The organism is Mesorhizobium sp. BAC0120 (assembly GCF_033542235.1).
Taxonomy (GTDB): Bacteria; Pseudomonadota; Alphaproteobacteria; order Rhizobiales; family Rhizobiaceae; genus JAWRCU01.
Map to the genome: position 1 here is coordinate 14,930 of NZ_JAWRCU010000021.1, position 23,076 is coordinate 38,005.

Sequence of the window (23,076 nt, forward strand, 5' to 3'; positions counted from 1 at the left end):
AAACCCAATAAGGATGGGAGCAATAAGTGTTGCCTATGCGGACATTGATGCGCTGAGGATCGAGCTTTCTATCTGTGTCCGGAACCAGCGGAGGGTCTCAAGTGTCGAGGGCAATGCGTTCTGCTTCCTGGCTAGAACTTCCAGCTCCTTGAATCGCAATGCGAACAGCCTGTGATCAGGTAGGGCATGCAGAAGGGAGCTCACGATGATCTTAAGCCCGTCGATCTGCCCTTGCATTTCCAGTTGTTCTTCTTCGTTCACGGTCGTCTCCTGAAGGGCCCGGTGCGAAGTTCGGCTGCGATCCACCGAGCCGGATCGATCCGCGAGGCTATTAAGGTAGCAGCGTACCCCCGTCATCCAACGCGGCGGCACCATATACCTGTACCGCCCGGGTCGACCGATTAGCTTTCCGCCAACTAGCAGATCCCGAGCAAACAAGTACGCTTGGCCACCTGATTAGGCCCGAATGGTCGCCAGCCGCGCTAGCGGCTGTTACCGGAGCTTCTCCTCTTTCCTGAACTTCGTCAGGAACGACTGCCATTTCCGCTGCGGATGACCCGCGTTGCGGCGCCGTCGCTAAGTCGTCCTTGAATTGCGGCTTTTGGCTTCTGGGCACCCGCCTCTATGTGCCTGAGTCCACTCCGTCTAAACGAAAAAGGCCGAGCGAACCCGGCCTCTTATGTGCGCCTCAATGGTCAGGGCCAGTACATCCGTGGTCAAAGACCAGAAGCGCAGTTACTTACGCCGCCTGGAGGTTTTCGGCCGCATTCTTGCCGTTGCGGCGGTCCTGCACGACGTCGAAGCTGACCTTCTGGCCCTCTACGAGCGAGCGCATTCCGGCGCGTTCAACGGCAGAGATATGGACGAAGACGTCTGGCTGGCCGCCGCCCTGCTCAATGAAGCCAAACCCTTTGGTCGAATTGAAGAACTTTACGGTTCCAGTAGTCATGACGATTTCCTTTCAATCGGTCACAGTAGAATGCTTGCCGGACAATGTGTGCGGCAAACCGTTAAGTCGATTCTGAGGGAAGAAAATCGCCGAAGGCGCTGCTCGCGCCAGAAACAAAATTCGACAAGCAAAGATCGATATCTCAACTATGGAGCTTCACGGTGTTGAAAACAAGGCGTGTGGGAAATAAAACTTGCAACCGGTGAGATCGCGAGCATCGCGCGACCTAAAGCTCCAGCTTGCTCTGCTTGAACACCTGCAGATCGCGGCGCTTGGTTGCGACGCGCCACGTTCTGCAACGCAAGTAGCGCACACCGTTCCGCGATACCAAGCCGGGCGACCATGTCACCGAAAGCCCGTTTATCGCCGGCCCTTCGTCCGGCTGTACGGCTTGCGGTGAGAACGACCCTAGGAAACCTGAAATGGCCTCACCGACCATGCCCTACCGCACTTGTCTGTAAACTTTCTGCTTACACACACTTGACATTGTGTAAGCGATTAGCTTACATGAGCCATGATCAAGTCGTTCAAGAACAAGGCGCTGGCGGACCTCTTCTCAACCGGGAAATCCGGCAAGATCGACGCCAAGATGCACAAGCGCATTCTTGTCCGGCTTGACCGTTTGGACGTGGCCGAGAGGCCGGAAGACATGAACCTTCCGGGGTTCAACTTCCACTCCCTTAACGGCTTCAACCCGACCCGCTACACTGTGCATGTGAACGGGCCGTGGTGCATCACCTTCGAATTCGACGGCAAAGACGCTGCCCGCGTCGATTTCGAGCAGTACCACTGAGGCGGCCAGACTGGAGAAGTCCGTTTATGATCATGTACGAAGCCAATCGGCCCACGGAACGCTGCCCTTCCCACCCTGGCGCACTTCTCGACGACATCATTCCGGCCACCGGCAAGACCAAGGTGGAGATCGCCGATCTTCTCGGTATCTCGCGCCAGCAGCTCTATGACATCCTCCGCGAGAGGAAGCCTGTGTCTCCTGCTGTTGCAGCTCGCCTGGGCAAGATGTTCGGCGACGGTGCCGCTATCTGGCTCAGGATGCAGGCCGCTCATGATGCCTGGCACGCCGAACGCGAGGTTGATGTGAGCAAGATCCCAACTCTGCACGCGGCTTGATGCATGCAGTTTTGCCCTTGGTGGGTGCCTGGGCGAACCCCCGAGAAAGGAGCCTCTGATGGGTATCAAGTTCAAGCACCTGTCCCCGCTCAGCGATGAGGAGGAAGCCGAGATCCAGCGCGAAATAGCCGCTGATCCCGATGCGCCCGAGGCAACCGACGAAGAGTTGGCTCAAGCAAAGCCCTTTGCTGAGGTGTTTCCGGAACTGGCTGCCAAATTGAAGCGCGACCGCGCCCGCTAGACGGGCCGGCATTGTGGAAATGAGTTTGCCGCGAAAAGGAAACGTGCTTCTATCTTCATCCACCCTGGGAGGGGGGATGATGAGAATAGTGACCAGTGCTTTCGCACTTCTAATGATTGTTTGTGGCGTTGCTCAGGCCCACGGCGGCGGATGCCGCAAGGATTCACCACCAGGTCAATGCTGCCATATGGATCGCAAGGCCGGCACTTTTCATTGCCATTGAGGCATTGGCAAAGGCCGCATTCCTCACCATCGTCGCTTTAACTACTACGGTGCCGGCGGTTTCGGCCGATCGGGTCACCGGCCGCGCCTCGGTGATCGATGGCGACACGATCGAGGTTGCGGGGCAGCGGATCCGCTTCAACGGCATTGATGCGCCGGAAAGCTGGCAGCTCTGCAACGACGCCGCCGGTCGTAAGTACCAGTGCGGCAAGGTGGCAGCCGATGCCCTGGACGAATTCTTAGCCGCGTCGCGCCCGGTTACGTGCGATTTCGTGAGCTGGGATCGCTATCACCGTATGGTTGCGAACTGCTCCCGCGCCGACGGTCAGAGTGTCAATCACTGGCTTGTTCGTAACGGTCACGCGCTCGACTGGCCTCCATACTCGCATGGCGCTTTTGCTGCCGACCAGGCCGCGGCCGAGGCTGAGCGGGCCGGGATGTGGCAAGGCACCTTCTCCCCGCCATGGGAGGTGCGAGCTGCGCGGTGCGGCGGTTCCTGAGCTGCCGCAGGCGTCGTGCAGAGTCCGGTGCTCTGCAAGCTGAGCTATCCCGCTGAAACGAAAGCCCCGGAGCTGGCGAGCTCAACGGGGCTTCAACTGAGACAATTCTTCAGAATTCCATTTGGCATCGGAGGTTACCATTGTCAAGGCCGTTTCGGTGGCGTAACGAGCCTTGTGGATCAAGGCGCAGGTGGGTCAGGTAGAGGCATCCAGTGCGTCGGCTGCCGATCGAGAACAAGCATTGGCAACCGAATGTCATTGTCTTTGCCGCGCGCGGCCCAAGCTGCTACCCACCATGATGCGACGGATAGCTCGAACGAGCCATCATCGAACGGGCACGCGACCAATACCGTCCGTCGGCGCGGTTTCAATTGGCTGCCAGGTGAGGACGTCGCCGCTCTCGGCTTCCCCTTATCGACGCTACTTTCAGATTCCGTGAAAATTACCACCGGCAATGTCAACTCGATTGTCGGTTCCGAAACGACACTCGGTTCATTCAAATCTCGACGCCGATACAGCCCGGTAATTCGGGTGGGCCGGTGGTTGGGAAAAACGGCGCAGTCCTCGGAGTTGCGACGGCCACCCTCGGCCTTGCGGCTGCACTAGACGCCGGCAGCTTGCCTCAGAACGTCAACTTTGCGGTCAAAGCCGATGTGCTCGAGATTTTCTTGCAGAGCAGGAATATCAAGTTCACGTTTAGCTCACCGGTCGGCCCTGATTTGTCGACTGCGGATTTGGCCGAAAGGGTATCACCAGCTGTTGTCCATGTGCTTTGCCATCGCAGCGATGCCCAAACGTCAGTCGCTACGGCTTCTCCAGACCCCGGGCGCAGCCACGCCGCCTATGGATGCGGAGCCCAACCCCAAGGGCGCCGCTTCTCAAATCTCAAGCGAACAGGTCGCAATCGATTTCGCGGCCGAGTGTCAGGCCGCCTGGTCTCAGAGGAATGAGATTGCGATCGAGTTTATGCAAGCAGCATACGCTGACACGGTCCAGTTCTACGGCAAGCCGAAGCCGGCCTCGGAGGTAATCGCGGAGAAGCGCAAGTTCGCTGCCGCTGGCCGTTCCGGGCTTATAGCATCCGAGAGGGCTCAATAACGGCTAGCTGCAGCGGCTTCCTTTGCAGGGTCACCTCGTTGATCGATTGGTTTGCCAAAAGCGAAGCCCGGAAAAGGTCTGCCAGCGGAGTGGCTTCGTTCGAGCTATTAATAGACACGAACCGAAGAAAGATTGTCAGGGAAACCGGCAAAGTCATTAAGGCTCAAAAGCCGGATATCACACCGGTTCTCGAACGCTGGGATGAACTGAACGGATTGTGCCGGGGCGGCTCAGGCGACTCTGCCAGGACGATGCAAGCTTGTGAGCAGCGGACCGAGATTGAATCCAGACTGGCAGCCGCCGATTGGTGTTATGGCCGAGCGGGCGAGTACGGATACCAAATGGAATGGTACCGCTGCGGCCAATGAATACCAGCTTAAGGGCCTTTTTGGCAATTATCCTTTTTGTTCCAGCCACTCATCTTGCGAGCGCTAGAGCATCCTCGAGTGCCATTGGGCTATTGCCCAGATGTTGAATGCTCCATATTCCGCCAGTTCGAATTCGCTGGTCGGGGTGATGCAGCCCAAGATCTTGTCGGCCACACGCGTCGTATAGGACAACACCTCATCCAGGATTTTCCCGGGCGACATACGGGCCCGCAGCTCGTCCAATGTCTCGGTCATATCAGCTCGCGTCTGTTCGACGTCGCGCTCGATTTCACCGCTCGACTTGTTCTCTACGATGCTCATCTTACTTGCTCCTTCACAACGGTGGCATCACGACGGACCTGATCGATTGTCCGGTCGGGAGTCAGCGTGGAAGTCTTCAGGCGCCCTAGGCCAACGGCGAGGAGGATCGCCCCGACTACGATGACGACCAGGCCGACGAGGAGCCCCGCCCATTGTGGCTGCACGCCTCGCGCGACTAGCATCCCTGTGATTGCCTGCAGCAGGATTACCAACCCTGGAATCAACAGCACTGCGGTCGCAGCCAACATTCCGACGCCGGCCGTCATCTTGCCAATGTTCTCGGACGTCTCGGCGCGAGCCAGACGTATCTCCTGCCGGAAAAGCGTCGACATCTGATTGACGAGCGACGAAAACAGCTCGGGCAGTGAGCGAAGGTCATTTTGCATGGTCATGATGACATCTCCCCGAAATTTGTGGACGACTTCGGTCGCGGCTGAGCTGCCTCGGTTGTGTTGGCGCCCTCAGTCCAGCGAGTTGAAGTTTGAGGATTGCGATCCGCTCTGCTCTTCACGAGCGCGACAAAACGAATCCTGCCAAGACAGTACCGCCGAAGAACGCTGCCGGCTGGCGTCGAGCAAAATCGTCGATCACGTCAACGAACTCTCCTATGATGCGACTGCGGATGGATGAGGCGGCCCGCTCCAGCCCGTCGGCCGCCTGCCGCACATAGCTCGCCACTTCGGGAGATTGCTTTTCCAGATCGTCTGCAGCACCGCGGCCGGCGCGTGCAAATTCCGCCATTTGATCTGCGCCGGCCAGCTTGCCGCGGTCCGCGAGTTCCGGCCTTGTCACGTGCACTTCCTACCGCGTCCTTCGCCAAATCGCTGTTGCTGTATCTCATCCCCCTCCTAGGGAAGGCGCTCCGTTCGAATACAGGCAACGAAGCGCCGCGAGCGGGAACCGGAATCAAACGCCCCTGATGTTCCGCTAACGTATAAGAGACATCGCTCTGGTTTAAGCCCGCCGCGCTCCGGGGTTCTTTGCACGGTGGGCTGTTTCCGGCCGCCGGGTTGATAGGGCCTTCAAATCTGCCAGTCAGATGAACAGAATTTTCCCCCTGAAACTGACGGCTTCAATAACCTTCGTTAAGTCCGGCCCGACCAAAGGACTTAGAACTTTGGTCCGAGCGTGTCAGCGGGACGCAATCACTGGAGAAGAACCTGTGAGGCCGGCCAGAACGGATGATTTGCCGCAGAACCGAACATCGATCACGCGTAGAGAGCGCGACTGATCACGTGCGGTCGATTTGGAGGAGGTGGTGGCGACCCAAATCCAAGTCGGGCATGGTTCCTATGAGAAGCGCAAGAAAGCTGGTACCTTAGGACATGCGTCCCGGAGAGACAAAACGGGAAATGGTTGAGCGACACGTTCGCGAGGGGCAAGTCGCCATTGACCGGCAGCGCGCCGTAGTGGCCCGCCTCACGGAACTCAAACTGCCTGATGAAAAGGCAAAGGCGTTTCTGGCCATGCTTGAAAGCATTCAGGCCGAACACATTGCACATCTTGGTCGGCTTTAGATACGGACCCGAGACACTGACCTCATCCTTTTTAGGTCTCTCGGCGAGATGCGCGACCCTCTTTTGAAGTCGAAGGCCGCCGAATTCTCTGCGGACCTTATCGGCCCATTGGGCATAAGTGGCAGGTAGGCCTTGCGCTTTGTTTCCATGCGGAAAGGCAACCCGCCCTGCGGCGGCGGTGCGTCCAGGCGTCATTGGCGTTTGAGATGTTGCACTGCAACGTCGAATTCGCATCGCTTCGCTCTGTTTGGTTCCCTAGTTCGGTCGTCTGAGCAAACAGCAAACGGTGGTTTGATGTTTGCTCAGACGGAAAGCGGCCATGAAAACGGCAATCGCCTATTATCGAGTCTCCACTCAGCGGCAGGGTCGATCGGGTCTCGGTCTCGAAGCCCAACGAGCTGCAGTAGCTCGCTTCGCTGAAGCCGAAGGGATCACGGTCGGGGGCGAATTCACCGAAGTCGAGACAGGCAAAGGAACCGATGCTCTCGATCGGAGGCCTCGGCTCGCCGCAGCGCTGGCCACAGCGCGGCAGCAGAAATGTCCGGTCCTTATGGCCAAACTCGATCGGCTCTCGCGTGACGTGGCCTTCATCGCCGGTCTGATGGCCCAGCGAGTGCCGTTTATCGTTGCCGAACTCGGAGCCGATGCAGATCCTTTCATGCTGCATCTCTATGCAGCGCTGGCCGAAAAGGAGCGTCGTCAAATTTCGGAGCGTACACGGGCTGCCCTGGCGGCTCGCAAGCAGCGAGGTACGAAGCTCGGCAATCCACGTAATGCGAGCAAGGCAGCTGCAACCGGACGTGAGGCGCAAGTCATGGCCGCCGATCTGTTCGCCAGGGCCGTATTGCCCATAATCACATCACTGCAGCAGGCGGGCGTGACGAGTTACCGCGGGATCGCCGCTGCCCTAAACGGTCGAAGCGTAAGGACGGCTCGTGGCGGGAGCTGGCAGGTGTCCAATGTCCGGAACCTCCTTGCCAGAACGAAAGTTGCTGGCCTTTGATAGTCGGGAACAATGTCGGTTGAGGGCGCTTCGACGGCGTACCGGCGCCATAGAGTTTTCTAAACGCGCCGAGCGCGGCACGGTAGGCGTAGGAGAAGGCGAGTGAGGGCTCGAAGGCGGCGCTCCTGCTGATATCTGGGTGTCGAGCTACCGAGCCATTGCGGCCGCGTTGAACGGACGCGGCGTGAGAACAGCGCGAGGTGGACGTTGGCAGGTGTCGAATGTGCGGTGTGAATCGGCCCACAAAATTCGGATCGATAGCGTTGCCGTATCAATCAGTGCCCGGGTGCGCGGCCATTCCCGTTCCTGAGCGGCAGCCGGGGAAACGGCAGACATAAGGTGCCGTCGATATAGGTGCTGCCCCGCTGCCGCAGCGCGGCAAACGGGTCATCGCTGGCATAGATATGGCCGGCCGCGTCCCAATAGGCCTTCATGGCCTCGTCTGTTGCGTAGCCGGCCATGCCTGTTACTCCGCCAACTTGGCGTCGACGAGTTCCTTCAGCTTGTCGGCCGGGATGTTCTTGGCATACTCGATGCCAAGCTCATCCGCCTGCTTCTTGAGCTCATCGCGTTCATTGTCGGCGGCCGCCTTGTCGTCCTTATCACCACGAAGGGCGAGGAACGGCAGACGTCTTGCCTGCTCCAAACCTTCCTTGGTGAAGTCGACATCTTTGAGCTCGCCAGGGCGAAGATAAACCACGCCCTTCGAAGTGTTGACGCCCTGGAGCGCTTTCGAGTTGTTGACGACCTTCATGGGATTTCTCCTTACGGCGCGGCCGTGATTTTCGTCGCCATACGCTATCGCTCCGAGAAGACGGTTTTCCGTCCCACCGGTACGAGCGATGATGCCCGTTTCGAAGCCCATGATAGACCTCTGGGGAGGCATGAGCAGATGAAACCGGAGAACTTCCGGGTCGCGCCGATATACCACCCTGCGACCGCCGCCGTCCTAGGAGGCAGCGGCGAGTTCGCGCAATGGCTGGATTTCGAGAGCTTGGCCGGTCTCCGCCGTATATATGTTGTTCTTGCGGCGATATTCCAAGACCGTCAGTAGGCCATCGCCGGCGCCCGAATCGGCCATCCTTCAGACGGGCTGGCGCCTTAGTGTCGGCGAGCCTGGACCAAATAGGCTTCGATCAGCGTCTCGCCGAGCGACTTAGCTGCTTCCAGCCGATGCAGACCCTCGATCAGGACATAGCGCTTGCCGTCGGGGCGCACCTGGATCGGCGTCTTCAGCCCATTCTCGAGAATGTCTTCGGCAAGCAGCCGCACCGTTTCCGGGCGCAGGACCTTGCGCCGCGCCATCGGCACGTAGATGTGGTCGATCGCAACCTTCTTGGCGCGCAGCATGAGGACTTCTCCGGCGACACCGCACGTCCGCTTGTGCCGCATTCAACAGCAGTCGGCAACTGGACAGGCCGCGAAACGAGCCCGCGATTTGCCGCGAAGGCGGTAGTTCGATTCGGCCTAACGTCAGCTCGCACGCGTTTCATACCGACCAACGGAGCGAGGCACCAAGCACGGCAATTCTCGCAATTCGGTTGAAGCAGCTGCCGCAGGGCGACAGGCCCAAGTGACTGCGGCCGAGCAGTTCGCGGCAAGCGTCCTCGCATCGAGGCGATGGCGGGCACCATCCTGCTCCTCTGCGCTCAATGTCTCGATCTCGGCCCTGGCCAGGAGCAAACTCCCGCGAGTGAAAGGGGTCGACTTGCAATGGCGAAAGCCATCGACGATGAAACCGCGATCTGTCGCTTCTCCGCTCATGGGGGCTAGGCGAGCAATTGTCCTTGGCTGTTACGGTATTGAGTTCGCGGCAAGCGTCTACACTTCGCCCTGAGGCGATGGTGGTTGCTACAGGAGAACCCTCATGAGCCGCTTGGTCATTGTCTCCAATCGTGTTGCTCTGCCGGGAGAAGGCGCTCAGCGGAGCGGCGGGCTCGTGACCGGCCTTGTCGACGCTCTGCACCAGGCCGGTGGCTTATGGTTCGGATCGAGTGGCAAGCTCGCAGAGACACCGTCGGCGCCGAACGTTCTTGAAGCCGATGGCGTCACCTATGCCACGGTGGATCTCACCCGCGCAGACCATGATGGGTACTACAGCGGCCTCTCCAACGCCGCCCTATGGCCCCTGTTTCACTACCGCCTCGATCTCGTGAATTTCACCCGACGCGACTTCGCCGCCTATCTACGGGTCAATGCCCGCCTCGCCGACACACTCGCGCCCCTTCTCAAGCCGAACGACGTCGTCTGGGTTCATGATTACCATCTAATCCCGATGGCTGATGAACTTCGCCGTGTCGGAGCCAGGCAACGGATCGGATTTTTTCTGCATACGCCGTTTCCATCTTTGGGTGTGCTGGCGACCCTTCCTCATTACATCGAGCTTCTGAAGTCACTGTGCGCCTACGATCTCGTCGGCTTCCAGACAATTGAGGATTTGACCGCCTTCCATGATGCTGTTGTTCGCCGCGTTGGCGGCAAGGTGTCGGCCGATGGTAGCATTCGCGCGTTTGATCGCGACCTTCGCTCTGGCGTTTTTCCGATCGGGGTCGACCCTGACGCCATCGCCAACATGGCCGCTCGAGCGGTCAGGTCCCGGACGACCCGGCGACTACAAGGGAGTCTCCGGGGTCGGCCAGGCTGAAATGGTCCGGGCGCCTGGCACGCCACCATTCCAGGCCACGCGGATTTTGACGCATAATCCGAAAGACCTCTTGGCTTTCGGCATTTGAAGCCGGCATAGACCCAGAAAGCTTTGGGATGTGAAGCGCCTTTGTCAGGCAGGTTAACTGGTGCCGGAGGAGCCGTCTTGCCGCTGTATTGAGCTACCTTTCGACTTCCCCGCCACTCTCGGCACGGGCGCGATTGCAGGTAGCGTCGACAACAGGCGAATGCGAAATCCAAAGTGCGTTCCCGATATAGCTTGGCCACTGTGTCGGCATTTATCTTTCTGCCGATCTGGTCGTGCCTGTCATTCCCCTGGCACTGAGTTATCCCCACTCCATCGGATCGTCACTGGCCCGGTCCTGCGGACTTTTCTTTTACATTGCGCGGCCCAGGCCTGCCCGATGATTGGGGTACTAGCAAAGGGGGCCGATGATCTCGACCGACGGCTGCAACGACCACGCTGCCGTTCGTCACCGGGCAATGCCGGATCACCCAAAGCCGCCTCAGCTAATCCGTGTAGGGCAGAACGGGCTTCGTGCGACGCAGCAGATTGCGCGCATGTCGCCTGATCTGCTGAACTTTTTTCTGAGTCTCGCGGACTTTTCTTGATGGCGCGTAGTGCCCCGGACATCGCGCGTTCTGCCGATCGATGGTGCATCGTGTTCATCGTCGCAATGCGCATAACTTTGACGGCATTGCCGATCACGTCGGCAGGGGCTTCTGTCCTTTAGGTTCGGTGGGCAACTGCTAGCTCTCCGCATGGCTAAAGACGACAGTACCGTTGTCTTTGCGAACTTCGACACATACGACTGCCTCGTCACCCTTGCGGGTCGGGAACATGGCGACTGCATGGTCTTTCGCGGTCTTCTCGGCATCGAAGGTCTCCTTTTCGACGATGCCCTGCCTTCCATACCATATCACGGTGTAGGCCATTGCGCTTGCTCCCATGCTTTGCGGTAAGCATATAGGAGGTCGCGAGCGAGTGTGACAGCGCCGTCAACGGCGGCGAAATTCAAATGAGCCACTACCGGGGTAGCGGTAGATGAACTATGCGGGATGGCTAAGAATCCACCCTTGAACGGTTGCGTGTCATTGCGGTGCCGGTTCTACACCCGCCTGCCGCGGGTGCATCAGGTTCATGGCCGCCGAACGCGGCGGGTTCAGCTTCAGCCGCGGGCAGGTCTTTGCCCACCGTATGGTTCTTTTCGAGCGCCGCGACGACGGCGATGTTAAATTGGCACGGCGCAGCAATGACGATCATTGCACCGCGGCGATCGAGCCGCTATCCCCACCGAGACCTTGGCTGCCAGCAAGTGCGATACGTGTCTCAGTTTGAAATCCGAAAGGCCAAGACGTGCAGATCGATGATGGCGTCAATGACTACGATGCAACTACCGCTTTCGTCGCGTATCTCAATCGAGAGCTTGCAAGGTAGCGTGCACGCCGGCAGCACGTCGGACGCAAGATCGGCCAGCCCTTTCGCCGCTTCATGCTTTGCGCAATCGAAGTCACGACATTCGATGCCGTTGCGGTCACGGACTACCGTTTCCCCGTCGCGGCTATCAAAGAAGTAGCGCATGTTCGCCGAACTCTGTGCTCATTCGACTGTTCCGAAGCTGGCACGCATTTGTCATAGAAGACTTGACCGCCGTCCGCGATGTGCTCGCTAAAGGGACGGGTCCGCCGACTAGATCCTACCTGCCGCACCGGGAGCGCTCCGGAGTGTTGCCGAGCGGGACAAAGGTTGTGCGGGGAGTTGATGGCGACGGTCTCACCCTTCTCGGCCCTGATAAGACGATGATCTCACAACACCCAGGTGCCTCGGATGTATCGCTGCCTCGGACGACGAGACGCGCCGTGGTTGTCACTTGAGCCGGGACCGGCGGAGAAAAACCGGAGACGCAGCCCGCCCGCCCAGCGTCTCCGGCAAGATATCGTTGGAGCCCGCAAAATTGCTGACGCGGGGCAGCATTGTGCTGGTAGTGGAGCCGAGCCCGCCCCCATCCAGCGTGAAAACGCCCAACGCGGTTCCCCGGCATGCTGAGCTTTTGATCCTCGATGCGTGGTTTCAGGCCAACCTGGTTGACCGAGCCTTAAGCCCGCGGGTGCCTTCCAGCCGCGGATGGGAATCTCCGAAGGCGAATAAGCTTGTCGGCCGCGCTCAGCTTCATCTACCCGCCCAGAAGAGCTAGCGTGCCCTTTGAGCCTTGGCATTCGCTTTCTCCGCCATACTAGCTGCCCAGCTTGCCGGGCCCGGACTTGCTCGTCAGATTCTTCTGTCAGCGTTTGGCTCGGACCCTTCGCTTAGCAAGTTCGCCGCGCCTTTCATCGTGAGACCTTGTTCTTCTGCCTGCTGCGTTGCCGAGGCGAGTGTCTTCTCCGCTGCGGTTTTGACCTTCTCATAGCCCGTGGAGGCGACCGTGCCGATTCCGTCCTTTAGCGCATCATTAACCTCGCCCGTCAGTCTGTCTTCGGCCTTCGTCTCGGGTAGCGCTGCTCCCAAGGCCGCACCGATCGCAACGCCCATTGCGCCAAGTACGAATGGTTGCTCGCCGACAATGTCCCTGATGGTCGCCCCTACGTCGCGTGCTTGCCCGTATGCTGAATCGCCCGTTCGAGGAGCTGCGTCGCGCAGGTCATGAGCACTGCGGGTTGCCGAGTTGCGGAGATCGGCCGCTTTGCCCGCGGCGGCAGACGCCATGGAGGAAATCCGGTCAACGGCCTGTTCGCCCGCGTGGCGGACCGCATCGGCGACCGACGCTGCGGTATCCGACCAGCTAGATCCCTTGGAGCTTCGAGGACCCCAGTCTGCTCCCCGCCAAGTATAGCGACCAGAGGCACGATTGCTCGCCATCATCCAGGCGATACCAGCTCCGATCAAGAGCAGTGGGGGCAGGATTGTCCTGCACGGTTCGACCGAGATTGTTCATCATCTTGCCACCACCGGTATCGCGCGCATAGGGAAACTCAGCGACAAGCTGCGTTCGATGCAGAGCGCCATGTTAACAGGTGATTTCAATCGAAGCGCTGTATTGGCGGTAGCGCTCCTCCGCTACCAAGATTTTCATGACTTAGACGGAAAGATCGCGATTTCCTGTTGCATCATGTTGCAACTGGCGATGCTTGCGTTTCAACGTTTTTTGCTGACACTCGGCAAATCGACGCGAGATAAGCGCGACATGAAATGCGAGAGCGCATCGGCGGGCTGGTGCCTACACTGAGCTGAGGGTTCAGAGAGAGCCAAGCCACGCAATGTTTCCACCAACCTATGCTGCGGGTCCCCAAAAGGGGAAGTTGTTTGCTTAATGATATGGGCGAATAAGTTCAGCCTACTTGACGGAGCCTAGCAACTCCCGCCGAAAGGCCTTGCCGGGCCTGTAGGCAGCCAAGCGCACTTGATCTCGTGCAACCAATCGGGCCCGACCTTCGGCTCCTCGACCAAGGTCACCAACATCGGTTCGACGAAGCGACCCTACACGCAAAAATGAGCCCCGCCGGCCGGAGCCAGTTGGGCAGATGAGAGGGACCCAGCCCGGACTTACCTGCAGGGCCAACGGAGTCTTAGGGCGGCGGGCGGCCGATGATAGCAGGGTAGTGTGCGGAGAGTTCTGCAAATTCGCGAGAGATGGGCGGTCATGGCAGGCTGGTGATGTTCACGTCACCTGATTCCCTGCAAGGAACGCCACCATCACCAAGACAGAAGGTAAGTCAGCCAGCGCCGCCGTCAAAGGAAAGGGTGGCGAGTTCGTCCTCGTCCACTATCCCGGCGAGAAACTTCTATCACCCTCGACGCCAGTTGCTCGCGGGCGTCGGGGCCGTTGCTTGGATAGACAAGCCGATCAAATACGCGGGCAAACAGGTCAACTTCCTCCGGCCGGTAAAAGCCTTTCTTGTCTGCTGCCGCAGAATAGGCACTTCGCTCGTCTCTTGTCTCCTTGAGGAATGCGAAGCCCCCCCTTTTGCGCCTGGGGTACGGGGCCAGGCAGCTCGCCCCGTACCTTGGCAAAGCGAGCATGATGAGTGCTCAACAGCCTCCTTCCTCGGAATTCATCTGACCAGGCGCCGAGGTATTCGTATTGGGTGCCAACTGCCCTGGGAGTGCATTCTGGGCCTGGTGTCCGGGCGAACAGTCGCGGCTTGAATTTGAGTCCTGGTTGATCGAGCTTGTCGCCCTGGTGTCGCCTTTTTGACCGAGGTTCTGATCTTGAACATTTCCGGCGCCGCTCGAGTTGCCCGAGCCGCTGCCGGTTGCGCCGACGGTACCGGTGACACCCGTCGCGCGGGTGCCACTGGCTCTTGAGTTTGCGGTGCCGGTGCCGGTGATACCACTGCTGGCCGTGCCGCTACCGATTGCGTTGCCTATGCTGGTGGTACTGGCGGTATTCGCGCTGCTGCTGTTTGAGCTTGTGTTTCCGGTGCCGGTGACACCGATTCTTCCGGTGCCGCTTCCGGTTGCATTGCCGGTGCCGGTGGTACTGGCGGTATTCGCGCTGCTGCCGTTTGAGCGTGTTTTCCCGGTGCCGGTGACACCGATTCTACCGGTGCCGCTTGCGGTTGCACTGCCCATGCCGGTGGTACTGGCGGTATTCGCGCTGCTGCCGTTTGAGCGTGTGTTCCCGGTGCCGGTGACACCGATTCTACCGGTGCCGCTTGCGGTTGCACTGCCCATGCCGGTGGTACTGGCGGTATTCGCGCCGCTGCCGTTTGAGCGTGTGTTCCCGGTGCCGGTGACACCGATTCTACCGGTGCCGCTTGCGGTTGCACTGCCCATGCCCATGGAGCCGCTGGTGCCCGAACCGCCGGTTCCAGTGGAGCCGCCGGCTGCTGACCCGCCTCCGGTTCCGGTTTGGGCCATCGCCAGACAGGTTGATACAGCGATCGCTGCCGATGTGAGTAAAAGTCGTCTCATTAAGATTCTCCGTTGCCCAAAGCCCATCATGTGCCGGCCTAACAGCACCGAGCATCGGATGTTCCTGGTGAGCGGCGGGTCAATTCGGTTCCGAGCCTGCAGCCGGAGTAACCCATTTCCGGCACAGTTATGTTGAACCCTTAAGAGAACCTGCAAATGGCGATCAGATTGGTAACAGCCTTCCTGCTGCTCGGGTCAGCCGCAGAGTGCACCTCCATAGGCGTCGGCAGGGCGAGCGCCAGCACCGATAGCGGGCCTTTGTCCGCGAATTGAGCACTTGCGTGCACAACTGCCCCCTTCTTGCGAATTCATCTGATCAGGCGCGGCGGCGCCACAGCCGGCGGAAGCTCTTCACAACCAATGTGCGTACGATTGACGGACCAAAGTGTGGTCTGCATGCGACCTTTGGCTGCACACCTGCTCCGAATTGCCGAATACTTTTGGTTCAGGAACTCGGCTGTGCTGCGCACGTTAGAGTGGCGGTTAGCACATATTAGGTTGTACTATAAAAGCGATCACTGAAGGACTACTTCAGCGAGCGCCGCGTTGCAGTGCCGGGGACGCCAAAATGAAAATCGTGATTACTGGCAACATGGGGTATCTCGGCCCGATCGTCGCATCTCACATCCGAAATGCAATTCCGGATGCAATTCTTATCGGGGTTGATAGCGCACTGTTCGCGCATTGCATTGTCGGAGATATTCTCCCTGACCTTTCTCTGGACGCCCAGATATTCAAAGATATTCGCGATATAGAAGCTGATCTATTTGAAGGCATCGATGCCGTCATTCATCTCGCCGCAATATCCAACGATCCAATGGGGACACGGTTTGAGGCCGTGACGGAAGAGATCAACCAGAAGGCGACTCTCCGTGTGGCTGGCCTGGCAGCCGAAAGCCACGTCAAGCACTTCGTCTTTGCGTCGAGCTGTTCAATTTACGGTTTCGCGGATCAAGGCGCGCGCTCGGAAGGCGACAGCCTCAATCCGTTGACCGCCTATGCCCGTTCCAAGGTCGGCGCTGAGATCGGCCTGAGGGAAGTGTCGGCACGGACGGGAATGACCGTGACGGCGCTGCGCTTTGCAACCGCATGCGGTTTTTCGGGCCGCATAAGGCTTGATCTCGTCCTCAACGACTTCGTTGCCTCGGCCCTGTCGACCGGTCGCATTTCCGTCCTCAGCGACGGAACACCGTGGCGGCCCTTGATCCACGTCAGCGACATGGCACGCGCGATAGAATGGGCGATTAGCCGGCCCGTTTCCGACGACAGCAGATTCCTAGCGGTGAATGTCGGCGCGGATGAATCGAACTTTCAGGTGGCGGAGTTGGCGGCGGCCGTGCGCGCCGCGATCCCCGGAACCGAAATCGACATAAACCCGCATGCCGCGCCGGACGGGCGTTCCTATCGGGTCGACTTCGCCCTTTACAGATCACTTGCACCGGGCCACCAGCCGCAAGTTTCTCTGGCAGCGGCGGTCGAGGATGTCCGGGACGGGCTGAAGGGGATCGGTTTCAACGATCCCGACTACCGCGCCTCCGACCTCATCAGGTTCAACGTCCTGGCAAATGCGCTCGGAAAGGGGCGACTGCTGCCCGATCTGCGATGGGCCCATGACAAACCGAGACGGCCGGTGCGTCTGCCGCCGTCGCTGCAACCGGCCCTGTCTTTCAATTTTGATTTCGATTGGGTCGCCCAGGACGTGGAGTAGTGACCCGTGGGGGCGTCAACGACATTCCGTGAAACTCGGTTGAAGAATGCCTTGCTGGTGGATCTCCTCAGACGCGAGGACGAGCGCGGCTTTTTTGCGAGAGTTTTCTGCAAGGACGAATTCGCCGCCGCCGGACTCGAATCGAATTTCGTTCAGATCAACAATTCGCTCAGCGTGAAGGCAGGAACGCTGAGAGGCATGCACTACCAGCTTCCGCCCTTTGCCGAGACGAAGCTGATCCGATGCATCCGCGGTGCGCTATGGGACTGCATCATCGACCTCAGGCCTTCATCGCGAACCTTCGGAATGTGGTTCGGCGCGACGCTGTCCTCCGAGAACCGGACGATGATGTATGTGCCTCCGGGCTGCGCGCACGGGTTCATCACGCTGACCGCCGACACGGAGGCGCTTTACCTCGTGAGCGCACCTTACACACCTGAGCGCGAGCGCGGTCTGCGCTGGAACGACCCGTTCTTCGATATTCGATGGCCACGGCTGCCTGCCGAAATGTCGACCAAGGACAGAGCCTGGCGCCTGTTCGATCCCGACTACCACGGCATCGAGGCGTTTCGGTCCCCCTCACCTTCTGCGCGGGAAAGCCAGGCAGCGATGCGCGGCTGCGGGAGCCGCGAATGATCATCGTAGACTGCGCCATCAGGGCGAGACTGAAGACCGGCCGCCCGATCGTCGTCGGCATGTATGGCAGCGGATTCATGACGCGCGGCATGCTGATCAATATCGAGCGGCACATGAAGGTCGTGAATGTCGCCGCGATCTGCAATCGCAACATCGAGCGGGCGATCAGGGCTTTCCTGGATGCAGGAATCGACCCGGCCGACATCAGAGAAGTGAACAGCGACAAGGACCTCGAGCAGGCGCTGAAGGCCGGCAAAAGGGCCGTAACGAGTGACCCCGCATTGATCGCCCGGTCACCGGCGATCGAGGTTGTGTTCGAGGGGACCGGGCACGTGGAATACGGGGCCCGGGTCACGGCGGAGTGCATCGCGAACGGCAAGGACATCGTCTCGCTCAACGTCGAGCTCGATGCCACCGTCGGGCCGTTGCTGCGCAGCAGGGCCGAGAAGGCCGGTGTCATCTTCTCAGGCGCCGATGGGGACCAGCCCGGCGTGACCATGAACCTGGTCCGCCACATCGAGGCGATGGGGCTGCGGCCGCTCGTCTGCGGCAACATCAAGGGCCTGCAGGACCGGTTTCGCAATCCGACCACCCAAGCGGCCTACGCGCGCCAGTGGAACCAGACTCCCAGCATGGTGGCGAGCTTCGCCGACGGGACGAAGATGACAGCCGAGCAGGTGATCGTCGCCAACGCGCTGGGGCTGAAAGTTTCGCAGCGCGGCATGATCGGCAAGAATTATGACGGCCATGTCGATGGGCTTGTCGATCACTACGACATCGAGGAATTGCGCGCCCTCGGCGGCATAGTCGACTACGTCGTCGGCGCAAAGCCAAGCCCCGGCATCTATGTCCTGGCCGAGGCGCGGGACGAAAACCAGGCCTTCTTCCTCGATCTCGGCAAGCTTGGAAAAGGCCCTCTCTATAGTTTCTACACCGCGTGGCATCTTACGACACTGGAGTTCGGCATCTCGATCGCCCGTGTCGCCCTCTGTCGCGACACGGTGATTGGCACGACGCATCCACCGTCGGCCGATGTTGTCGCCGCTGCCAAGAAAGGGCTCAGTCGCGGCGAGGTCATCGATGGCATCGGGGGATACGCCACTTACGGGTTGGCGGAAAACTACGACACATCGCGCCGGCAGAATCTCCTGCCGATGGGGCTTGCCGAAGGCTGTCGACTGAAGCGCGATATTCCGGTCGATCAGGTGCTGACCTACGAGGATGTCGAGTCCCCTGCCGACAGCCTGGCGCACGCGCTGCGACGCGAGCAGGACAGGTTATTTCCGGTTCACGGACGCGAACAGGCGCAAGCCTTGTCTCGCAGCGCCGCTCCGGCGCCGAGCGCATGCGGCTCCCATGCCGGCAGCGAAGGCAGAGAGGCAGGTGCGATGTGAAAGTGGTCATCCTTGCCGGCGGATATGGCAGCAGGCTTTCGGAAGAGACCACTCTGCGCCCAAAGCCGATGGTTGAAATCGGCGGTCGTCCGATCATCTGGCATATCATGAAAATATATGCCCACTACGGCTTCACCGATTTTGTCGTTCTTGCCGGGTACAAGGCCGATTTTATCAAGTCCTATTTTCTCAACTACTCGAAGCTCAACAGCGACTTCACCGCCGATTTGGCTACCGGCGAGATCATCTGGTCGCGCACGCGGGCAGAGGACTGGAAGGTGACCGTGATCGACACCGGTCTCGACACGATGACCGGCGGCCGCCTGAAGCGCGCGCATGACGTCATTGGCTCGGAACGGTTTCTCCTCACTTACGGCGACGGCGTGTCGGATGCCAACATTCTCGAACTCGTCAGGTCGCATGAAGAAAGCCGGAACTGGGTCACTCTGACTGCGGTAACGCAGCCTGGACGCTATGGAGCGCTGAAATTGTCCCGGGATATGACCAGGGTGCTAGCGTTCCGCGAGAAGGCGGCAGGTGACGGCGGCCTCATCAACGGCGGTTTCTTCGTGTGCGAGCCCGATATTTTCGAGCTCATCGACGATGACACGACCGTCTGGGAAGAAGCGCCGATGGAGCGTCTCGTAGCCCGAGGCAAACTCGGCGTGTACTGGCATCGTGGCTACTGGCAGAGCATGGATTCCTTGCGCGACAGGATGGTGCTGGAGAAGGAGTGGGCGACCGGACACGCGCCCTGGAAGGTCTGGGATCAGCCGCCCTTGAAACGCGATGCAGCGGGACGCCTCTTCGAGGAATGCACGGCGGAAACGATCGAGTCGCTACTGCGAGCCGATACGACCTGAGCCAGTGAGAGGGGCCGCTTGAAATGACTCTGGGCATCGCGCCTGAGCAAATTGCCGACGAGCATTTCGATGTCGTCCTGATCGGTTCCGGCTTCGGAGCGGCTTTCTTCCTGCACGATTTCATCAAGCGCCGGAAAGTACGCGCCGTCGTCCTGGAATGGGGGCGCCATAACACGCATGAATGGCAGATCGGGCACGACGCCAATTCCGACATCGAGGATAAGAAGACCTATAGGAGCAATTCCGCCAAGCCATGGAACTACACGATTGGCCTCGGTGGCGGCACCAATTGCTGGTACGCAAACACGCCGCGCTTCTATCCGAGCGATTTCAAGCTGAAGAGCCTGTACGGAGTGGGGCAGGACTGGCCGTTGAGCTACGACGATCTCGAGCCCTTCTACTGCGAGGCCGAGGCCATCATGTCGATATCCGGGGATCCGGACATGGCCACGGTCATGCCGCGTTCCGTCCCCTTCCCACAGCCGCCCCATCGCATGTCGACTCCCGACCGCATGATGAAGGCGTCGCAGCCGCAACAGCATTTCGTCATGCCGACCGCGCGGGCGCGGGTGGCGACCGGGCAGCGTTCTGCTTGCTGCGCGAGTTTTCGCTGCTGGTTGTGCCCGGCGGATGCGAAGTTCACCGCCAACAACGGTCTCATGCACGTCTTCGAGCATCCTCAGGTCTCTGTGTGCCTCAGCTCAGAGGTGCGGCGGCTCGAAAACACCGGAGGATCGGTCCGTTCCGTCACTTTCGTGAATGGCGGCAATGAATACCGGGTGAGCGGGGATTTGTTCGTGCTCGGCGCCAACGCCATCCAGAGTCCGGCGATCATGCTGAGATCGGATCTCGGCGGCGAATTTGTGGGGCGCGGCCTGCACGAGGCCTATGGGTGGAGCTATGAAGTCTTTCTCGACGGCGTCGACAATTTCGACGGCAGCACCATCACCACAGGGGCGAATTTCGGCCTGTACGAAGGGCAGCACAGGACCAGATATGGCGCAGCCATGGTGTTCTTCGAGAACCGCTGGCCCTACGGCCTGCGTGCCGAACCAGGTCGGTTGCGGCAGACCCTGGCGCTGGTCGTCACGACAGAGGACCTTCCCAGGACAGAAAACTTCGTCAGCCTCGACGAGAACGCGAATGCCTATGTCAATTACGACCGCCCCTCCGACTACGCGACCGAAGGGATAGTCAGGGCGGCGGAGAAGCTCCCCGCACTACTACGGCCGCTGCCGGTCGAGCAGATCTTCGATCGCGGCCGGCGACGCACGGAATCGCATCTGCAGGGCACGCTGCGAATGGGCACGGATGCGACGGACTCTGTGGTCGATCGGGACATGATCCACCACCGGCTGAGAAATCTGGTCGTCGTGGGAACCAGCACCTTTCCCACCTGCTCGAGTATCCCGCCCAGCCTGACGGCGGCTGCCCTCTCGCTCAGAGCCGCGAGCCGGGTCGCATGACTGAGGGCATGGGCGAGATGAAGCTTTCCAGGCGCGCTGCGCTGTGGCTTCTGGGGGGCGGGGCCGCCTCGGTCGGTGCCGGCTATGCCGCCGCGCGTTCGCTTTCGGACGAACACCTCGTCCAACTGGTGCTGGAGCGATATCTCGGGCCGCTGAAAATAGCCGCGGATGATCTGCGATCATTCACGCAAGCTTTCCGCCGGCGAAACTCTTCAAGCTTTCCGACCGAAAAGCTGGCGGACGTCGCCGTGCTTCTGGAAGAGTTGGGATTGGCGAGTGCCGTCCGTCCGGTTCTGCCGGGCAATCGCGCGCCGCGACTGGAGCACTTCGAACGCTGGCTGCTCGCCGAATTCCAAGTTCTGACCAGCTATGCCCACCGGCAGTCGCCGGACGAACCTGTCCGCTATCTCGGTCCGCGTTTGTGCATGAACCCATTTGCGAAGTTTGACCTCAGCTAGCGTATCGGACAGGAAAGTGTTGAATCATCGGGGCCGGAGGACGGTGTGAGTGCCGAACCCGGCATATTCGATCCTCCCCGAGGCTCTCTGCGAAAATCGGTCGGACGCGGGGTGGTCGCTACGGCGTTGGCCCAATCTGTGAAGTTGGCGGCGCAGGTCGCATCTGTTGTCGTCCTGTCCCGCCTGCTTGCTCCCGAGGACTTCGGGGTGGTTGCGATGTGCGCGCCGGTCCTCGCCTTCGTCGCCCTTTTTCAGGACTTCGGCCTAACCCAGGCGACCGTCCAAAAGAGCGAGGTGACCCAGCAGGAGGTGAACTATCTCTTCTGGATCAATGTGGGCATCAGCATCGGGCTTGCCGGGCTGCTCGCGGCGGCCTCCCCGCTGGTCGCACTATTCTATGGCGACCCGAAGGTCGGGCCTCTGACCGCCGCAATGGGCCTGCAGATCATCGTCTATGGTCTCGGTGCACAACATTTCGCCTTGCTCACCCGCCGCATGGAATTTGGCCGGGTCGCCACCATCGAGGTTGCCGGGGCTCTCACCGTATTTCTCGTATCCATTGCCTGGACCATGATGGACCGCTCTTACTGGGCGCTATACGCAGGCGCGCTCACAGGGGCCGTCCTGACGACTTCATGTGCCTGGGCGAGCTCGTTGTGGCGTCCCGGGCCACCGCGGAGGGTGGCGGGAGGAAGCGGCCTCGTCAGGTTCGGAGCGGGCGTTACCGGCTTCAATTTCGCGAACTTCTTTTCGCGAAATCTTGACAATGTCCTGATCGGCAAGTTTTGGGGAGGCGCTCAGCTTGGCCTCTACGATCGCGCCTACAAGCTGCTGATTTTCCCGCTGAACCAGACAGCGAATCCACTTGCGAAGGTCATGATCCCTGCCCTTGCCCGGCTGCAGCATGAGCCGGATCGATATCGCAGGGCTTACCTCCAGGTGATCCAACTCCTGCTGCTGGCCGTGCTTCCAGGCGTAGCATTTGCTACAGCGATGGCCGATGTCCTGGTTCCCTTCGTGCTCGGCCCGAAATGGCAGGGGAGTTCGGAGATTTTTGCGGCGCTCGGATTTGCGGGCCTGCTGCAGCCGCTGAACAATCCAGGCGGCTGGCTGTTCATCAGCCAGGGGCGGTCAGGAGACTTCATGCGCTGGGGCATCGTGGCGGCGATCACGTCGGTCCTGGCCTTCATCATAGGTCTTCCCTATGGCGCCTGGGGGGTCGCGGTCGGTTATGCGGCCAGCGAGTATTTCAGGACACCCATTCTGTGGGTCTACGTGGGCAGAAAGGGACCTTTGCGCGTTGCCGACATTGTCCGCGCGGCAAGCCCGTTCGTCCTCGGCTCCCACCTTGCGCTTGCGCTCGTCTTGCTTGCGAAGGACAGCCTCCTTGCGCACCAGCCCGTGGCCGCCCTCTTGGCAGCTGCGATCGCATCCTACATGGTCGTTGTCGCCGTCGCGCTTCTGTTTCCGGCCGGGCGAGAGACGCTGCGAGAAGGGCTACAGCTCTTCCGGACGGGATTTTTCCACTGATGGAACAAGCACCCGTAAGCTTCCGTTACCGAATTTTGGCGCCGTCCATGCGTCATGCTGGCTACTTCATTCATAGCACTTGACTATGCTTCGATGTA

Annotated in this window: 29 protein-coding genes; 16 read left to right on the top strand and 13 right to left on the bottom strand. The window is 59.9% G+C overall.

From position 1 onward, the window contains the following. Positions 1 to 33: 33 nt before the first annotated feature. Both SAZ10_RS29470 and SAZ10_RS29475 read right to left on the bottom strand, forming a co-directional pair. Entirely contained in the window at positions 34 to 261 is a 228-nt protein-coding gene (locus tag SAZ10_RS29470; protein WP_318613024.1) for a hypothetical protein, read from the bottom strand. Positions 262 to 739: 478 nt separating this feature from the next. Then, positions 740 to 949 carry a cold-shock protein gene (locus SAZ10_RS29475; RefSeq protein ID WP_318613025.1) on the bottom strand — a complete coding sequence of 70 codons (210 nt, stop codon included), beginning with the start codon at positions 947 to 949 and terminating at the stop codon, positions 740 to 742. Positions 950 to 1,463: 514 nt separating this feature from the next. Here SAZ10_RS29475 and SAZ10_RS29480 point away from each other — a divergent pair. From SAZ10_RS29480 to SAZ10_RS29495, 4 genes are all read left to right on the top strand, one after another. Further along, positions 1,464 to 1,742, top strand: a complete 279-nt coding sequence (locus SAZ10_RS29480; protein ID WP_318613026.1) for a type II toxin-antitoxin system RelE/ParE family toxin — start codon at positions 1,464 to 1,466, stop codon at positions 1,740 to 1,742. Next, positions 1,739 to 2,077 (top strand): HigA family addiction module antitoxin, encoded by a 339-nt coding sequence (locus SAZ10_RS29485; protein ID WP_318613092.1) that lies wholly within the window; start codon positions 1,739 to 1,741, stop codon positions 2,075 to 2,077. The genes SAZ10_RS29480 and SAZ10_RS29485 overlap by 4 nt, the downstream gene beginning before the upstream one ends. A 58-nt stretch (positions 2,078 to 2,135) precedes the next feature. Next, entirely contained in the window at positions 2,136 to 2,318 is a 183-nt protein-coding gene (locus tag SAZ10_RS29490; RefSeq protein WP_318613096.1) for a hypothetical protein, read from the top strand. Between the two features lie 227 nt (positions 2,319 to 2,545). Next, positions 2,546 to 3,040 carry a thermonuclease family protein gene (locus SAZ10_RS29495; RefSeq protein ID WP_318613027.1) on the top strand — a complete coding sequence of 165 codons (495 nt, stop codon included), beginning with the start codon at positions 2,546 to 2,548 and terminating at the stop codon, positions 3,038 to 3,040. Between the two features lie 179 nt (positions 3,041 to 3,219). Here SAZ10_RS29495 and SAZ10_RS33670 read toward each other — a convergent pair whose 3' ends face one another. From SAZ10_RS33670 to SAZ10_RS29510, 4 genes are all read right to left on the bottom strand, one after another. Continuing rightward, a complete protein-coding gene (locus SAZ10_RS33670) occupies positions 3,220 to 3,489 on the bottom strand; it encodes a DUF551 domain-containing protein (protein ID WP_412535323.1) in 270 nt (89 codons plus the stop codon). A gap of 1,080 nt (positions 3,490 to 4,569) precedes the next feature. Beyond that, on the bottom strand, positions 4,570 to 4,827 hold the full coding sequence (locus tag SAZ10_RS29500) for a DUF3618 domain-containing protein (RefSeq protein ID WP_318613028.1): 258 nt from the start codon (positions 4,825 to 4,827) through the stop codon (positions 4,570 to 4,572). Then, positions 4,824 to 5,219 carry a phage holin family protein gene (locus SAZ10_RS29505; protein WP_318613029.1) on the bottom strand — a complete coding sequence of 132 codons (396 nt, stop codon included), beginning with the start codon at positions 5,217 to 5,219 and terminating at the stop codon, positions 4,824 to 4,826. Before SAZ10_RS29505 ends, SAZ10_RS29500 begins: the two co-directional genes overlap by 4 nt. Positions 5,220 to 5,334: 115 nt before the next feature. Next, positions 5,335 to 5,619: a hypothetical protein gene (locus SAZ10_RS29510; RefSeq protein ID WP_318613030.1), complete on the bottom strand. Its 285-nt coding sequence runs from the start codon at positions 5,617 to 5,619 to the stop codon at positions 5,335 to 5,337. 560 nt (positions 5,620 to 6,179) lie between these two features. Here SAZ10_RS29510 and SAZ10_RS29515 point away from each other — a divergent pair. After that, positions 6,180 to 6,344: a hypothetical protein gene (locus SAZ10_RS29515; protein WP_318613031.1), complete on the top strand. Its 165-nt coding sequence runs from the start codon at positions 6,180 to 6,182 to the stop codon at positions 6,342 to 6,344. A 319-nt stretch (positions 6,345 to 6,663) separates the two neighbouring features. Then, on the top strand, positions 6,664 to 7,347 hold the full coding sequence (locus SAZ10_RS29520) for a recombinase family protein (RefSeq protein WP_318613032.1): 684 nt from the start codon (positions 6,664 to 6,666) through the stop codon (positions 7,345 to 7,347). Positions 7,348 to 7,622: 275 nt separating this feature from the next. Here SAZ10_RS29520 and SAZ10_RS29525 read toward each other — a convergent pair whose 3' ends face one another. From SAZ10_RS29525 to SAZ10_RS29535, 3 genes are all read right to left on the bottom strand, one after another. Continuing rightward, positions 7,623 to 7,808 (bottom strand): hypothetical protein, encoded by a 186-nt coding sequence (locus tag SAZ10_RS29525; RefSeq protein WP_318613033.1) that lies wholly within the window; start codon positions 7,806 to 7,808, stop codon positions 7,623 to 7,625. Positions 7,809 to 7,813: 5 nt separating this feature from the next. Next, positions 7,814 to 8,212 carry a hypothetical protein gene (locus SAZ10_RS29530; RefSeq protein ID WP_318613034.1) on the bottom strand — a complete coding sequence of 133 codons (399 nt, stop codon included), beginning with the start codon at positions 8,210 to 8,212 and terminating at the stop codon, positions 7,814 to 7,816. Positions 8,213 to 8,448: 236 nt separating this feature from the next. Beyond that, positions 8,449 to 8,697, bottom strand: coding sequence for a ParB N-terminal domain-containing protein (locus SAZ10_RS29535; RefSeq protein WP_318613035.1), 249 nt, complete (start codon positions 8,695 to 8,697; stop codon positions 8,449 to 8,451). Between the two features lie 517 nt (positions 8,698 to 9,214). On the opposite strand from SAZ10_RS29535, the gene SAZ10_RS29540 reads away from it, so the two are divergent. Then, on the top strand, positions 9,215 to 9,991 hold the full coding sequence (locus SAZ10_RS29540; RefSeq protein ID WP_318613036.1) for an alpha,alpha-trehalose-phosphate synthase (UDP-forming): 777 nt from the start codon (positions 9,215 to 9,217) through the stop codon (positions 9,989 to 9,991). Positions 9,992 to 10,761: 770 nt separating this feature from the next. Here the strand turns inward: SAZ10_RS29540 and SAZ10_RS29545 are convergent. The 4 genes from SAZ10_RS29545 to SAZ10_RS29560 form a co-directional block, all read right to left on the bottom strand. Beyond that, positions 10,762 to 10,947 carry a hypothetical protein gene (locus SAZ10_RS29545; RefSeq protein ID WP_318613037.1) on the bottom strand — a complete coding sequence of 62 codons (186 nt, stop codon included), beginning with the start codon at positions 10,945 to 10,947 and terminating at the stop codon, positions 10,762 to 10,764. Positions 10,948 to 11,074: 127 nt separating this feature from the next. Further along, the gene (locus tag SAZ10_RS29550; protein ID WP_318613038.1) at positions 11,075 to 11,275 is read right to left on the bottom strand and encodes a hypothetical protein; all 201 of its coding nucleotides are present in this window, start codon (positions 11,273 to 11,275) and stop codon (positions 11,075 to 11,077) included. Between the two features lie 66 nt (positions 11,276 to 11,341). Then, complete coding sequence (locus SAZ10_RS29555; RefSeq protein WP_318613039.1) at positions 11,342 to 11,593, bottom strand: DUF6894 family protein; 252 nt, start codon at positions 11,591 to 11,593, stop codon at positions 11,342 to 11,344. A gap of 687 nt (positions 11,594 to 12,280) precedes the next feature. Then, entirely contained in the window at positions 12,281 to 12,715 is a 435-nt protein-coding gene (locus SAZ10_RS29560; RefSeq protein ID WP_318613040.1) for a hypothetical protein, read from the bottom strand. Between the two features lie 142 nt (positions 12,716 to 12,857). Here SAZ10_RS29560 and SAZ10_RS29565 point away from each other — a divergent pair, with 142 nt between their 5' ends. The 9 genes from SAZ10_RS29565 to SAZ10_RS29605 all read left to right on the top strand — a co-directional run bounded on the left by SAZ10_RS29565 (position 12,858) and on the right by SAZ10_RS29605 (position 22,978). Continuing rightward, a complete protein-coding gene (locus SAZ10_RS29565; RefSeq protein ID WP_318613041.1) occupies positions 12,858 to 13,235 on the top strand; it encodes a hypothetical protein in 378 nt (125 codons plus the stop codon). A 1,008-nt stretch (positions 13,236 to 14,243) separates the two neighbouring features. Then, positions 14,244 to 15,059, top strand: a complete 816-nt coding sequence (locus SAZ10_RS29570) for a hypothetical protein (protein WP_318613042.1) — start codon at positions 14,244 to 14,246, stop codon at positions 15,057 to 15,059. A gap of 432 nt (positions 15,060 to 15,491) precedes the next feature. Next, the gene (locus SAZ10_RS29575) at positions 15,492 to 16,631 is read left to right on the top strand and encodes an NAD-dependent epimerase/dehydratase (protein ID WP_318613043.1); all 1,140 of its coding nucleotides are present in this window, start codon (positions 15,492 to 15,494) and stop codon (positions 16,629 to 16,631) included. Between the two features lie 6 nt (positions 16,632 to 16,637). Next, positions 16,638 to 17,267, top strand: coding sequence for a dTDP-4-dehydrorhamnose 3,5-epimerase (gene rfbC / locus SAZ10_RS29580; RefSeq protein WP_318613044.1), 630 nt, complete (start codon positions 16,638 to 16,640; stop codon positions 17,265 to 17,267). After that, on the top strand, positions 17,264 to 18,661 hold the full coding sequence (locus SAZ10_RS29585) for an NAD(P)H-dependent oxidoreductase (protein WP_318613045.1): 1,398 nt from the start codon (positions 17,264 to 17,266) through the stop codon (positions 18,659 to 18,661). Before rfbC ends, SAZ10_RS29585 begins: the two co-directional genes overlap by 4 nt. Further along, positions 18,658 to 19,524, top strand: a complete 867-nt coding sequence (rfbF, locus tag SAZ10_RS29590) for a glucose-1-phosphate cytidylyltransferase (RefSeq protein WP_318613046.1) — start codon at positions 18,658 to 18,660, stop codon at positions 19,522 to 19,524. The genes SAZ10_RS29585 and rfbF overlap by 4 nt, the downstream gene beginning before the upstream one ends. A gap of 23 nt (positions 19,525 to 19,547) precedes the next feature. Continuing rightward, complete coding sequence (locus SAZ10_RS29595; protein ID WP_318613047.1) at positions 19,548 to 20,990, top strand: GMC family oxidoreductase; 1,443 nt, start codon at positions 19,548 to 19,550, stop codon at positions 20,988 to 20,990. After that, positions 20,987 to 21,448, top strand: coding sequence for a hypothetical protein (locus SAZ10_RS29600; protein WP_318613048.1), 462 nt, complete (start codon positions 20,987 to 20,989; stop codon positions 21,446 to 21,448). Before SAZ10_RS29595 ends, SAZ10_RS29600 begins: the two co-directional genes overlap by 4 nt. A 45-nt stretch (positions 21,449 to 21,493) precedes the next feature. After that, positions 21,494 to 22,978, top strand: a complete 1,485-nt coding sequence (locus SAZ10_RS29605) for a lipopolysaccharide biosynthesis protein (protein ID WP_318613049.1) — start codon at positions 21,494 to 21,496, stop codon at positions 22,976 to 22,978. Positions 22,979 to 23,076: the final 98 nt, after the last annotated feature.

Excerpts from the sequence above, each read along its gene's own strand:
- SAZ10_RS29545 (WP_318613037.1), bottom strand. The coding sequence starts at position 10,947 with ATGGCCTACACCGTGATATGGTATGGAAGGCAGGGCATCGTCGAAAAG.
- SAZ10_RS29535 (WP_318613035.1), bottom strand. The coding sequence starts at position 8,697 with ATGCTGCGCGCCAAGAAGGTTGCGATCGACCACATCTACGTGCCGATG.
- SAZ10_RS29520 (WP_318613032.1), top strand. The coding sequence starts at position 6,664 with ATGAAAACGGCAATCGCCTATTATCGAGTCTCCACTCAGCGGCAGGGT.
- SAZ10_RS29505 (WP_318613029.1), bottom strand. The coding sequence starts at position 5,219 with ATGACCATGCAAAATGACCTTCGCTCACTGCCCGAGCTGTTTTCGTCG.
- SAZ10_RS29560 (WP_318613040.1), bottom strand. The coding sequence starts at position 12,715 with ATGGCGTCTGCCGCCGCGGGCAAAGCGGCCGATCTCCGCAACTCGGCA.
- SAZ10_RS29600 (WP_318613048.1), top strand. The coding sequence starts at position 20,987 with ATGACTGAGGGCATGGGCGAGATGAAGCTTTCCAGGCGCGCTGCGCTG.
- SAZ10_RS29500 (WP_318613028.1), bottom strand. The coding sequence starts at position 4,827 with ATGAGCATCGTAGAGAACAAGTCGAGCGGTGAAATCGAGCGCGACGTC.
- SAZ10_RS29480 (WP_318613026.1), top strand. The coding sequence starts at position 1,464 with ATGATCAAGTCGTTCAAGAACAAGGCGCTGGCGGACCTCTTCTCAACC.
- SAZ10_RS29550 (WP_318613038.1), bottom strand. The coding sequence starts at position 11,275 with ATGATCGTCATTGCTGCGCCGTGCCAATTTAACATCGCCGTCGTCGCG.
- SAZ10_RS29530 (WP_318613034.1), bottom strand. The coding sequence starts at position 8,212 with ATGGGCTTCGAAACGGGCATCATCGCTCGTACCGGTGGGACGGAAAAC.
- SAZ10_RS29515 (WP_318613031.1), top strand. The coding sequence starts at position 6,180 with ATGGTTGAGCGACACGTTCGCGAGGGGCAAGTCGCCATTGACCGGCAG.
- SAZ10_RS29555 (WP_318613039.1), bottom strand. The coding sequence starts at position 11,593 with ATGCGCTACTTCTTTGATAGCCGCGACGGGGAAACGGTAGTCCGTGAC.
- SAZ10_RS29595 (WP_318613047.1), top strand. The coding sequence starts at position 19,548 with ATGACTCTGGGCATCGCGCCTGAGCAAATTGCCGACGAGCATTTCGAT.
- SAZ10_RS29490 (WP_318613096.1), top strand. The coding sequence starts at position 2,136 with ATGGGTATCAAGTTCAAGCACCTGTCCCCGCTCAGCGATGAGGAGGAA.
- SAZ10_RS29575 (WP_318613043.1), top strand. The coding sequence starts at position 15,492 with ATGAAAATCGTGATTACTGGCAACATGGGGTATCTCGGCCCGATCGTC.
- SAZ10_RS29525 (WP_318613033.1), bottom strand. The coding sequence starts at position 7,808 with ATGGCCGGCTACGCAACAGACGAGGCCATGAAGGCCTATTGGGACGCG.
- SAZ10_RS29585 (WP_318613045.1), top strand. The coding sequence starts at position 17,264 with ATGATCATCGTAGACTGCGCCATCAGGGCGAGACTGAAGACCGGCCGC.
- SAZ10_RS29475 (WP_318613025.1), bottom strand. The coding sequence starts at position 949 with ATGACTACTGGAACCGTAAAGTTCTTCAATTCGACCAAAGGGTTTGGC.
- SAZ10_RS29540 (WP_318613036.1), top strand. The coding sequence starts at position 9,215 with ATGAGCCGCTTGGTCATTGTCTCCAATCGTGTTGCTCTGCCGGGAGAA.